Below are 12,939 nucleotides of genomic sequence, written 5' to 3' on the forward strand. Positions count from 1 at the left end.
CCAGAGAAGTGAAATTATGAAGCAATTTGTTTTTGGTGTCAAGCGTTTATTTTCAAAACATTTAAAACCGAAACTACTTCAAAACCACTCACAAAAATTAACTCTCAAACCTGAAAATTAAGTTTTGCGCTCTTCAGCAAAGAAAGAAACTTTAACATGGTTTTTTAAAACTTGTCAAGATTTATTTTCTTGCCGTTTCACCCTTTCGGATGAATCGCAACCTTCCGTAGAAGACCGCTACCTTGTGAAGCAAACTGCTTTTCAAACAAGGGAGTGAACTATAGTCCTTTTCCCTGCTGCCTGTCAAACGTTTGTTTTACTTGGCTTTCGTTGTTTGAGCTTGGGATCCACCTAGGGAAAACCCGTATGCCTTGCAACGAAGAAACGAAACTATAGCACCATCAATCACGCCCGCACAAGCTCTTTATGACAAATAAATGAAGATTTTATGAAGATATTTTCAAACCCCCATAAATTCAATAGGTTACGGTTTGAAATATTTTCGAGAGACCAGAAGACTCTCACAAAGAACCCGTTTGAAGCCCGCAACTAACTAACTAACTAACTAACTAACTAACTAACTAACTAACTAACTAACTAACTAACTAACTAACTAACTAACTAACTAACTAACTAACTAACTAACTAACTAACTAACGTACAGTACTGACCTGTTCATCTCACTCCTGTCATATCTTCTCTTGGTAGCCAGCGAACAGCAAAGCCGCCTTTCTATATATAGCTAGGTAGATGTGCACACCACAGATCTTGATCACTCACATTTATGACCTGCTCATAGAACGCTCCTCTTATATATCTCTAGTCTCTTCGGTAGAAGTATCGCTGACACACCATTATCAAGTTATAGGAGGAATACTCGAGACACCTACGATGAGATGCAATTCGCTCATTGCTATCTATATAGATATAGTTCAGTTGACCACCGCTCCACTACTAACCAGCCGCACTCGCTAAAGTAAGAGCATAGCGTGCATGGCTAAGGTACCTTGCCCTATAACAACCTTTTGCTATTCCTTATTAAGCGGCAACACCTAAATAGCCAGACTCTGTAAGCCTACGATCTATACATGCCTTTTCTTGCTAGCTACATCTCTCTTATATATAGAGTCCGCAGCACATCTCTGTCGCTAAGATCAAAAATGACTGCTGTAATTGTTCTGTAGGAATGCAGGATCATCTTTTTCCTGTCCGCTCTACTTATCTCACCAAGCGAGCCATCTACCCTCTAGCCAACAACCGCACAAGCGCTCCCCACATACTCTATATAGACATACTCACAGCCAGGCACAAACAATATAGCCCACTCATACCCTGTCGCGAACTTTTCGCTGGTAAATGGTGAATAACATTATTTTTAGAGACAACGAACAAGCTCTAAAAGCCTGATCGATTCCGTTATCTTCTATCTGGCGTGGATTCGCCTACCCTCATCACATGCACAACTCTCTATATTAAGAGGAGCAACAAGCCCCTCATCTAGGTAACAAAATACACAAGCCCGCCTCAGCTAGAACTATCTCTAGCGATTTTTCTGAAGTATTTCTACGGATTCAAGAGGCTCTTACTGTTCTTACTATATAGAATAGAGCACTAGCACCTTCCTAAACTTCGCCCTACACTGGGTTGATTGCAACTTTGTCACTACAAACATGCCTGAAGACATTCTGATTAACATTACCCCCTTTGAAACTCGCGCGGTCGTCGTAGAGCAAGGGGCTGTGCAAGAACTGCACATAGAGCGCAGCATCCAACGTGGCTTCGTAGGCAACATTTATCTTGGCAAGGTAGCTCGTGTGCTGCCTGGTATGCAAAGTGCATTTATAGATATAGGACAAGAACGCGCAGCGTTCGTACATATTTCAGATTTACGCCAGAACCGCACTGAACGCTTAAACGGCAGTAATCCTACTCCCATAGAAAAACTGCTATTTGAAGGCCAATCGTTAATTGTTCAGGTAACCAAAGATCCATTAGGTACAAAAGGGGCCAGGGTTTCCACGCAAGTTAGTATTGCTGGCCGCATGTTGGTCTATTTGCCTTTTGATCCCCACATTGGTGTATCACAACGCATAGAAGACGAAGCTCTGCGTATTTCGCTTAGGGAAAAAATTGAAGCGCTAAATAGCCCTGATGAGAAAGGCGGATTCATCGTACGTACTCAAGCTGAGCAAGCAAGCGACGAAGAGTTACGTGCTGACTGCGAATACTTGCGTAAGCTGTGGAGCATTATCCAACAGCGTTTACGTACCCAACCTTGCCCTTCTACGCTGTACACCGATTTAGATCTAACCCAACGCGTGCTGCGCGATATGGTCACACCGGAAACTCACAACATTATTGTTGATTCGCGTACCGTCACCCAGCAAATGAAAGAGTGGGCTGAGATTTATACGCCTTCAGTACTAGACAGAATTCAACTCTACACCGGTACCCGCCCCCTTTTCGATACCGTGCATGTTGATGAAGAGATTTCACGTGCCCTATCAAGACGAGTAGATTTGAAATCAGGTGGTTATTTAATTATTGACCAAACAGAAGCGCTAACCACAGTAGACGTAAACACTGGCGGTTACGTGGGTGGTCGCAATTTTGGCGATACGATTTTTAAAACCAACTTGGAAGCTGCTGGCACGATTGCCCGTCAACTGCGATTGAGGAACTTAGGTGGCATTATTGTGTTGGACTTCATCGATATGGATAACGATGAACACCGCCAAAGCGTATTAAATGAACTGCAAACAGCGCTGAGTAAAGACCGCACTCGCATCACCGTCAGTAATTTCAGCCAGCTAGGCTTGGTCGAAATGACACGCAAACGCACCAGAGAGTCACTGAATAACTTGCTATGCGAGCCCTGCCCTACCTGCCAATCACGCGGTAGCGTCAAAACCTCTCGCACTATTTGTTATGACATTTTGCGTGAGGTGCTTCGTGAAGCCAGACAATTCAACCCCAAAGAGTTCAGGGTTCTGGCATCACAAGAAGTGGTGGATTTATTCCTAGAGGAAGAAAGTGAGCACTTAGCTCAAACTGGGGACTTCATCGGTAAACCTATTTCCCTGGAAGTAGATCCCCAGCACGCTCAAGAACAGTACGACATCATACTGTTCTAACTACAACCATTAACCTTCTGTACCCCAGCACACTTTAGGGTCTTGCAAAATGCGCAAGGCCCTTGTTGCTTCTTTGCCCGACATTGGGAAATAACTGTAAACCGTAGCTTCTACGTAGCCAGTTCCGTACGACGTCAAATCAAACAAAATGCTTTCTTTGGTTTCTATGCCTGGTTTAGGTTTATAGACGACGGTAGCGTAATGTATTTGATACGGATCCAACGACCACTCGAACTCTGAACCGCAAAGACGTTGGTTAGCAAATAGGTTTTGCTGGATTTCAGCCAGAGAGCTGTAGAAGCGATATGTATCTCGCTGATACTGCTCTTGGCGCAATGTGGACTGATCTTGACTCACTGGCGCCGTTGCCACACAACCAGCCAAACCTACAGCGGCCAATGCCACGATTTTCCCCAACACTTTCATACCTGCTTTCCTTTCTAGAAGTTCTCTGCGGTTTATTTGGTCTTACTAGCTTTACTGCTCACCGTCTGCTTTCTCGGTGAACTCCATGTTATAGAGCGACGCATACATACCGCCCAAATTCAGTAACTCTTGATGTGTGCCTTGCTCTGCAATTTGGCCTTTCTCCAATACCAAAATTGAGTTGGCATTTTGGATGGTTGTGAGCCTATGGGCAATCACCAAGGTAGTACGATTCTCCATCAGCTTATCTAGCGCATTCTGAATCTGCCATTCAGACTCATTATCCAAAGCGGATGTTGCTTCATCCAAAATCAAAATAGGACTATCTTTAATCAACGCTCTAGCAATCGCTAACCGCTGGCGCTGGCCACCCGACAACATGTTTGCTTTCTCACCCACAGGAGCATTTAGCCCTTCTGGTAAAGAACGCACAAAATCAGCCAAGCTTGCCGCCTCAAGCGCCGCCCACACCTCTTCGTCTGTTTTCCCTGAGTAGCCACCATAGGCAACGTTGTCACGGATACTTCCCTCGAACAACACTACATCTTGGCTAACCATAGAAATCTGAGCCCGCAATGTGCGCAAATCTAGATCTTGGATATCGATACCATCAATCAGTACCTGACCGCTGTCTGGCACGATAAAACGCGGCAGCATATTCGCCAAGGTGGTTTTACCGCTACCAGAGCGCCCTACTAACGCAATAGTTTGTCCCGATTTAGCACTGAAGCTTAGGTTATTCACCACAGGGTTATCGGAACCATCAAAAGCGTGTGTCACCTGACGATATTCCACATTGCCTTTCACAGGGGTAGGCAGTGCTGTTTTAGCGCCTTCGGGTTCTACTTCCGCATCAATCAACGAAAACACACTTTCTGCGGCTACCAACATACGCTGCGTAGTTCCAGCCATGCCAGTGAGGCGACGAATAGGGTCAAACAACTGAGCCAACGCACCCAAAAAGGCCGCAAAGCTACCTACTGTTAAGCCGTCTACAGACGACTGGTACAACGCCATCGCAACCACACCCGCAACGGCCAAGGAAATAAAGAATTGAGTAATAGGTGACAGCGCTGCATTAGCGGTAGCGGCACGCATTGCAAACCTACGCAGCCTACCGTTGACGTACACAAAACGTTCAGTTTCGTGCTCATAGCCATTAAACAGCTTAACAACACGCTCGCCTTCAATCGTTTCACTTACCACTCGCACCATCTCGGCGTTCATGTTGATGGTGTCACGATTGATTTTCTTCAAGCGCAACGCCACGATACGGGCGGTGATAAACGAGATGGGCAGCATAATGAACACAATGAGTGTGAGCTGCCACGACATATAAAACAGCACGGCGATCAACGCTACGATCGCAATACTTTCACGCACCAAAACGGTGATCACTTCGGTTGCCACTGTGGCCATCGTATTGGCATCAATGGTGAAGCGGTTTAATAGCCTACCTGTATCGCCACGCTTAAAATACGAGTCAGGCAAGGTTAGCAATTTGGAAAACATATCTGCACGCATGGTGCGCAGCATATTGTTGGCAATCAGTGCCAATAAATAATCACTACCAAATGAGGCCACACCGCGTACGAACATCAGAATCACAATGACCAGCGGGATGCTCCACACATAGTGTGGTTTAACACCAGAGAAACCCTCATCCAGCAACGGTTCCATAATCAGAGCCAGCACAGGTTTAGTAGCGGCAACAATTACCACCAAGATCAGTGCTACAACGGTGAGTTTCCAGTACGGGGCTACGCGCCTATAAATACGCGGCCAAACGTCGGCATCAAATAACTGCTTTTTAAGATCCGATGATAGTTTTTGTGTCTTCAACTGTGGCTCACTTTATACTAAGAGTCTGCGTGCATTTTAACGCTGATATGCACCCAGTACTCAACCCATGACTTGATGCTGTTTGTATGCCTGTTTCCACCACCACTGAATCCCCTGTTATTTACCTACGGATGCCCAATTGGGTGGGTGATTGCCTCATGTGCTTACCCATACTGCATGCACTGCTGCAACAGCGTGCACGAATTGTAGTGTGTGCTCGCCCATGGGCTAAGAATTTATTGTCTGCCTATGCCCCACAACTGGAGGGGATAGTGGTTATGGAAGGCAAAACCGTTGCTGATGCTACTCGGGTACGCCAATTCCGTCAGCAACACAGCCACTCTACCGCATACGGCCTCATTCTACCTGACTCACTATCCAGCGCTTTGGTATTCAAACTAGCGGGACTACGTAGTGCGGGATACCGCGACGAAGGCCGCGCTATCTTGCTGAAATGGCCTGAGAAAAAACCAGAAACGCCTATGCATGCCGTAGAGTTCTGGTATTACTTGGCACATCGTGCCTGCCAACAGTGGCAGATTTCCTTACCGGAACAACCCTCTACAACACTAGCATTGCAACTACGTCCTGAAGCTGAAGCCCTGTGCTTACAAAAGATGCGCGAATCAGGGCTTGAGTCTGGACGCTTTGTTTTGCTCGCCCCTACAGCCAAGGGCATACATAAAGGCCAAATTAAAACATGGGCCTCCTATGAGCAGTTATATGCTGCACTAGAGCCTTTGGGGCTCCCCATCATCATGTGCCCACCGGCGAATGAGGTGGACGCTGCACATCAACAAGCCCCTACCATTCCCATCCTGCCTGCTTTACCATTAGATAGTTTTGCAGCACTATGCCAACACGCTGCCCTTGTGGTGTGTAATGACTCTGGCGTCTCCCACTTAGCAGCAGCAGTGGGCGCTCAACAGCTTAGTCTCTTTGGTGTGACATCTCCTTCTCGCACGGGCCCATGGTCTCCCGTTGCCCATAGCTTGGGTGAACAAGGCAAGTGGCCTACTTTGGAAGAGGTAGTGCAAGCAAGCCAAGCATTGTTAAACGCACACGAGAAAGTCGTAGTATGAACCTGACCTCCTGGCTCCCCCAACTCGTTATTCCTATAAACCTAGCCGGCGCACTCGTTGTCATAGCGCTGTTGTTTTTCTTGATTCGATGGCGCAAGCTTGCCGCCCTGTTAACACTAACAGCAGTCGCATGGGTAGTAGGCTGGTCATTGCCTGGCGTGACCTTATGGGCAGGCGGTTACTTAGAGCAACGTTACCCCCATCAAGCCTTAGAAAAAATCCCTGATGCACAAGCCATTATTGTGTTGGGTGGGCATACAGCCAATAACCGCAAGAACTGGTTTGAAGAGCTAGATACCAACAACACATTATCGCGCGTGGATTATGCAGCCGCGCTCTATGCCGCAGGTAAAGCCCCACAAATTATTGTGTCTGGCGCAGCCTTTGATGGCGGCATGAGCGAAGCTCAAATGATGGCGCGTTCGTTGGAACAATTACATGTACCTAGCAATAAAATCCTACTAGAGCGTGAAAGCCAAAACACTCGCGAAAATGCCCTTTTCAGCATTAACAAGCTACGCACTAACGGCATTACCAAAGTCTTGCTAGTGACCTCTTCTCTACATATGCCACGTTCAATGGCAACATTTGAGAACCGTGGCATAGAGGTGATTCCTGCCCCGGTAGCACCGCAAATTCTATTGCCCGAACACAGTGACGTAGATCTTTGGATACCTTCTTGGCGCACATTACACGCCAGTCGCTCTATCATCAAAGAGTATGTAGGCTTGATCGTTTACTGGACTAGAGGCTGGATTTAATGCAATGCAGACCAGAGTGTGGGGCATGTTGCACCGCCCCCTCTATCAGCAGCCCTATACCGGGCATGCCACACGGCAAACCTGCTGGCACGCCCTGTATACAGTTAGATGAACAATTGCGCTGCAAGATTTTTGGTCAACCAGAAAGACCCAGTTGCTGTGCTGGCTTGCAGCCCTCTGAAGAAATGTGTGGCAGTTCAAGAGAAGAAGCGCTCATTTGGCTAGGCACCTTAGAGCGCCTGACGCTTCCCTCCTAAGCTTTCTCAGTAGGTTTAACGGCTTTTCAGTTTTCTACTGAGTAACTTCCAATTATTAAATACTGGCGCAATCAGCGGATGGTGGCTGGCGCGTATGCGCTTTGCCAATGTTTTTGCTGGACGATTGCGTACCGCAAACCGGTGGATACGAGCACTGTCTGTATCTGATGTATTTCTACCGAATGCCATGGTCGTGTACAGATGACTAAAGCCATTTTTCTGAGCAATGGCAATGTAGTCCTCATCAAAATAACCTTGCGGCCAACACAAGTGCTGAGAGACTTCCCCTAGCTCTTTTTGCAAGCACAAACGGGATTGCTCTAGTTCCCACTGCATACGATCATTCTTGGCTTCTGCGGGCATTAAGTCCCAACGCGTGTGCGTATGGGTGTGGCTATGAAACTCAATCAGGCCACTTTCGCGCATTGCTTCTACTTCGCTCCAGCGAGCAATCACCTCATCACTACGCCCTGCATCAATCAGCTCTTCGCACTCTCGATGTTCGGGGCAGTTTGGTACATTGTCTTGCCCCATGACAGGACGCACAGGACCATGATGCAACCATGAGGTCACCAAAAATATGGTGGCCTTAAACTGGTATTTCTGCAGCAGTGGAAACGCATACACCCAGTTATCCAAGTAACCATCATCAAAGGTAATCAGTACTGCTTTACCTTGATCCTTACCGTCAAGATGCTGAGCAAACTCATCCAGAGTCAGTGATTTGTAGCCCTCTTTTTTCAACCAACGCAGTTGGTCTTCAAAGTTTTCTGGCGTGCAACCTATCATGCCACCACCAGGACGTACGTGGTGGTACATCAACACAGGTACTGAAGACTTAAACATGGTGTAGTTGCTCCAACCAACGGTAATAGCTGCGCTCAGTTTGATCGCACAGTGCCTTTAAGGTGAATCGATTTTCTACAATTCCGTACTGATAGCCGATTTCGCCCATTTCATGACGTAACTCTGGGTTATCCAATAACTGCCCTATGGCTTGTGTTAGTGCTGACGTATCGCCAAACGGCACCACAAAACCACTTTTACCAGGCACCATCATTTCGGACACACCGCCCACATCTGTACCTACTACAGGCACACGTGCCGCAGCAGCCTCAGCAAATGCCGTGCCCGAAGCCTCTATATGTGTAGCCAACGCAAACACATCAAAGTCACCGATTAGCTCAGGGACATCATTACGTGTCCCCATAAAATGCACTTGCTGACTCACACCAGACTGTTTGGCTTGTTCTTGCAAGCGTTGCATCTCGCCGCCATCGCCCACGATGACCAAGTGCACCTTGCTGTTTGTACTCATCAAAGGCACCATCGCATCAATCAGCGTATCCATCCCTTTGGGTCTACGCAACACGGCAATACTGCCCACGATTAAATCGTCAGGCTGCAGCCCTAATTCCGCGCGCAGCTTTTGTGGCGGTAATGGATCAGGTAGATTCACCGCAGGTGGTGCAATATCTACGTGATCCGGATCTATACCTCTATCGGTAATCTGCTTACGCACAAACTCACTAACAGTAATTAACCGATGTGGAATCCATTTGTACGTCAGCAGCGACCCAATAGGTCTGGCTAGATGTCGACTACGTACAACCAACGGCACTCCAGCCAATCTAGCTGGAATACCTACTTGCACGCTATCAATACGGCTAGCCGTGTTCACCACATCGTAGTGATGCGTTTTAAAGAACTTACGCAGGCGGAACAAATTACGCCAGAAATCCATACCTTTTTTCATTCTGACGGTATGCACCACAAACCCATCTTGCTCTAACAACTGGCGCAATTGAGCCTGCGGCTGGCACAGCATTTCTACCTTGTGACCTTTTGCTCTGAGCTCTAGCATCAAACGGTGCACATAGCGCTCTTGACCGCCATAACTGGTGGCAGCTTCTGCAAATAAAATGCTTAATTTACGCATAATTTAGTATTCGATCTCCATGGCTTCCTCGCCAAGCCAATCGGTAATTTGCACAAACATAGAGTCCGCCAAACGTACACGCCACTCTTCGCCCAAACGTACGGTGCAGGAGTAGTCGGGATTATGTATCTGCACATCTACCCACACCCCCGGGATATTGTTTTCAGGCTCTGCTCTAAAAGGATTTAATACCTGACGCAAACGCTGCACATCTTGATTGTCACGCAACACTAAGCTCAGACTGCGAGCCCGTGCCTCACGCGCCCCCTGCAAACTAAGAATCTCATCTGCAGTGACTCGCAAACCACCGGTGTAATCATCATGGCTCACTTTACCTTGAATAATCACCAGTTGGTCTTCACGTAAGTGCTGTTTGTTCGCCTCAAACACTTCATTAAAGATGGATACTTCTACTTGTGCAGAACCATCATCCAATAAGGCATACAGCATTTTCCCTCTACGGGTCATGCGCACTCGTACCGAGGCCAAAACGCCTGCAAACCATTGCGGTGAACGCGATGGTTCTAGCTTTGCTAATGGACGTGGTGCAAAACGTCGTACTTCGTCGCGCCACGCATCGAACAGATGGGCGCTGAAATAAAAACCAATAGCCGTTTTTTCTTCGCGCAGTTTGGTTTGTAAATCCCACGGACGCACACGCGCCAACTCGCTTTCTACAATTTCATCGGTACCGCTGTCGTCAAACAAACTGGCTTGGTTGGCATTACGCGCCACCTGGTCCGCAGCTTCTACGGCATGGCTTAGCGATGTCAGCAAAGCTGCGCGGTTTTCTTCCACGCTATCAAACGCACCAGCACGAATCAGCGCTTCAATGGTACGTTTATTCACTACCTGTCGGTCTACCCTACGGCAGAAATCAAACAAACTCGTGAAATTGCCGCCTGCTTTACGCGCCTCAACGATAGACTCTACTGCCGCTTGGCCCGTACCTTTTACCGCTCCCAAACCGTATCGAATTGTGCGAGGCGGTTTACCTTCTTTGGTGTAACGGTCTTGTACCGGCTCGAAGCGGTAGTTAGACGCGTTAATGTCCGGCGGCAACACCTCAATACCGTTAGCTAGAGCGTCTTGCCAGAAAATCTGTACTTTGTCGGTGTCGTCCATATCAGACAACATCGTCGCCGCCAAAAACTCAGCTGGATGATGCGCTTTCAACCATGCCGTATGGTAGGCAATCAGCGCATACGCCGCCGAGTGACTCTTGTTAAAACCGTAGCCTGCGAATTTTTCCATCAGGTCAAACAGTTTTACCGCCAAGTCGCCATCGTAGCCCTTTGCTACTGCACCTTTCTCAAAGATCTCACGGTGCTTAGCCATTTCTTCGGGTTTTTTCTTACCCATCGCACGGCGCAGTAAGTCAGCGCCACCTAGCGAATAGCCGCCGATGATCTGTGAAATCAGCATCACCTGTTCCTGATACACAATCACCCCGTAGGTGCTGGTCAGTACAGATTCTAGGTCTGGGTGGAAGTAATCTACCTCTGCCCTACCATGCTTACGGTTCACGAAGTCCACCACCATCCCTGACTCTAACGGACCGGGACGATACAACGCCAACATCGCAATAATGTCTTCAAAGTTGCTGGGACGCAGACTGCGCAGCAACTCTTTCATCCCCCGTGATTCGAGCTGGAACACGGCGGTAGTATTACCCTCACACAAGATGCGGTACGCATCTGGATCGTCTAAGGATAAGGACATCAAGTTGAAATCCGTTCTGGATGGGTTAAAAGCACGTACGTACTTTTCTGCCCAGTCCAAAATAGTCAAGTTGCGCAGGCCCAAGAAGTCAAACTTCACCAAGCCGGCTTGTTCAACGTCATCTTTATCGTATTGGGATACTGCATTGGTATCGATGCCAGGCTGTCGGTACAACGGGCAGAAGTCCACCAGTTTCCCGGGAGCAATCAACACGCCCCCAGCGTGCATACCTACACTTCGTGTCAAACCTTCTAAAGGCTTAGCCAAGTCAATGAGCGCGCGTACTTCTTCGTCGTTTTCGTAGCGGTCTTTGAACGCTGGTTCGTCGGACAAGGCACGCGACAACGTCCACGGGTCAGCCGGACTAAAAGGAATCAGCTTAGATAAACCATCACACATGCTATAAGGCAGCTCTAATACACGCCCTACGTCACGCACTACAGCCTTCGCCCCCAAGGTACCAAAGGTGGCAATCTGACTGACCGCCTGCGGGCCGTACTTCTGCTTCACATAGTCAATGACCCGCTCACGGTTATCCTGACAAAAGTCGATATCGAAGTCAGGCATGGATACCCGTTCAGGATTCAGGAATCGCTCGAACAGCAAGTCATAACGCAGAGGATCTAGGTCAGTAATACCCAAACTGTAGGCCACCAACGAACCCGCACCTGAACCACGGCCCGGCCCTACAGGCACACCGTTATTTTTACCCCAGTTAATAAAGTCAGCCACGATCAGGAAGTAGCCAGGGAACCCCATCGTCACAATGGTGTTGCACTCCCAATCTAAGCGCTTACGGTATTCGGGGTACTGCGCGTTGCGTTCCTCTTCATTGGGATACAACTGCTTCATGCGCACATCTAGCCCCGCTATGGCTTCTTGCACCAAGAAGTCATCCAGACTCATACCGTCTGGTGTGGGGAAGTCAGGCAAGCACGCTTTACCCAAGGTCAGCGTCAAGTTACAACGCTTAGCAATCTCTATGGTGTTAGCCAACGCTGAAGGGATATCAGCAAACTTGCTGTACATCGCCTCAGAATCTAAAAAGTACTGCTCGGTAGTAAAGCGTTTAACACGGCGTGGGTTCGCCAACTGTTCGCCTTCTGCAATACACACCCGCACTTCGTGAGCACGGAAATCGTCGGGCTCCATGAACTGAATGGGGTGTGTAGCTACTACAGGAAGTTTTAGCTCAGCCGCCAAACCACATGCGGCGTGCACATATGCATCATCGCCATCGTGGCCTGCACGTTGTAACTCGATATAGAAACGATTGGGATAATGCTCTGCCCAGAAGTTGGCATACTCACGCGCCAAATCGGCATTACCTGCATCAATAGCCTGACCAATATCGCCCATGCGTCCGCCGGACAATAAAATCAGATTTTGTTGGTTCTCTAACCACTCACGACGTACTTCGCCACGCCCTTTGTATTGGTTCTCTAACCATGCTTTGGTCAGCAGATCACACAGGTCTAAATAACCTTGGTGATTCATCACCAATACCAACAGACGGAAAGGTTTTTCTCGGTCGTGCTCGTTTTCCACCCATAAATCAGAACCAGCTATCGCCTTGATACCTTTTTTGCGTGCTTCTTTATAGAACTTGATCAGCCCGAACAAGTTACATAAATCGGTAAGCGCCATTGCGGGCTGCTCTGAAGCTACTGCTCTAGATACCAAGTTTGGTATGCGTGCTATACCATCCACCACCGAAAATTCGGAGTGGCTACGTAAATGCACAAAAGGAAAACTCGTCATCGTTATAGTGCCAAC

Annotated in this window: 9 protein-coding genes; 4 read left to right on the plus strand and 5 right to left on the minus strand. The window is 48.0% G+C overall.

Annotated elements, in window-relative coordinates; translation table 11 throughout:
- Positions 1-1,670: 1,670 nt before the first annotated feature.
- Positions 1,671-3,134: a ribonuclease G gene (rng, locus tag ACLO87_RS14375; RefSeq protein ID WP_135866467.1), complete on the plus strand. Its 1,464-nt coding sequence runs from the start codon at positions 1,671-1,673 to the stop codon at positions 3,132-3,134.
- 9 nt (positions 3,135-3,143) lie between these two features.
- Here the strand turns inward: rng and ACLO87_RS14380 are convergent, their stop codons facing one another.
- Both ACLO87_RS14380 and msbA read right to left on the minus strand, forming a co-directional pair.
- Complete coding sequence (locus tag ACLO87_RS14380; RefSeq protein WP_135866468.1) at positions 3,144-3,560, minus strand: hypothetical protein; 417 nt, start codon at positions 3,558-3,560, stop codon at positions 3,144-3,146.
- A 51-nt stretch (positions 3,561-3,611) separates the two neighbouring features.
- Positions 3,612-5,402 (minus strand): lipid A export permease/ATP-binding protein MsbA, encoded by a 1,791-nt coding sequence (msbA, locus tag ACLO87_RS14385; RefSeq protein ID WP_430224077.1) that lies wholly within the window; start codon positions 5,400-5,402, stop codon positions 3,612-3,614.
- Between the two features lie 158 nt (positions 5,403-5,560).
- On the opposite strand from msbA, the gene ACLO87_RS14390 reads away from it, so the two are divergent.
- The 3 genes from ACLO87_RS14390 to ACLO87_RS14400 are packed head-to-tail and all read left to right on the plus strand — an operon-like array spanning position 5,561 to position 7,502.
- Positions 5,561-6,484: a glycosyltransferase family 9 protein gene (locus ACLO87_RS14390; RefSeq protein ID WP_430224078.1), complete on the plus strand. Its 924-nt coding sequence runs from the start codon at positions 5,561-5,563 to the stop codon at positions 6,482-6,484.
- Complete coding sequence (locus ACLO87_RS14395; protein WP_135866755.1) at positions 6,481-7,245, plus strand: YdcF family protein; 765 nt, start codon at positions 6,481-6,483, stop codon at positions 7,243-7,245. The genes ACLO87_RS14390 and ACLO87_RS14395 overlap by 4 nt, the downstream gene beginning before the upstream one ends.
- The gene (locus ACLO87_RS14400; RefSeq protein WP_135866757.1) at positions 7,245-7,502 is read left to right on the plus strand and encodes a YkgJ family cysteine cluster protein; all 258 of its coding nucleotides are present in this window, start codon (positions 7,245-7,247) and stop codon (positions 7,500-7,502) included. Before ACLO87_RS14395 ends, ACLO87_RS14400 begins: the two co-directional genes overlap by 1 nt.
- A gap of 15 nt (positions 7,503-7,517) precedes the next feature.
- Here ACLO87_RS14400 and ACLO87_RS14405 read toward each other — a convergent pair whose 3' ends face one another.
- Genes ACLO87_RS14405 through dnaE form a run of 3 tightly spaced genes read right to left on the minus strand, consistent with a single transcriptional unit; the run spans position 7,518 to position 12,924 of the window.
- Entirely contained in the window at positions 7,518-8,348 is an 831-nt protein-coding gene (locus ACLO87_RS14405; protein ID WP_135866759.1) for a polysaccharide deacetylase family protein, read from the minus strand.
- Positions 8,341-9,441 (minus strand): glycosyltransferase family 4 protein, encoded by a 1,101-nt coding sequence (locus ACLO87_RS14410; RefSeq protein WP_430224079.1) that lies wholly within the window; start codon positions 9,439-9,441, stop codon positions 8,341-8,343. Before ACLO87_RS14410 ends, ACLO87_RS14405 begins: the two co-directional genes overlap by 8 nt.
- A 3-nt stretch (positions 9,442-9,444) precedes the next feature.
- Positions 9,445-12,924: a DNA polymerase III subunit alpha gene (gene dnaE / locus ACLO87_RS14415; protein ID WP_430224080.1), complete on the minus strand. Its 3,480-nt coding sequence runs from the start codon at positions 12,922-12,924 to the stop codon at positions 9,445-9,447.
- Positions 12,925-12,939 lie beyond the last annotated feature (15 nt).

Source organism: Paenalcaligenes sp. Me52, from assembly GCF_050487965.1.
In the GTDB taxonomy this organism is placed as follows: Bacteria; Pseudomonadota; Gammaproteobacteria; order Burkholderiales; family Burkholderiaceae_B; genus Paenalcaligenes.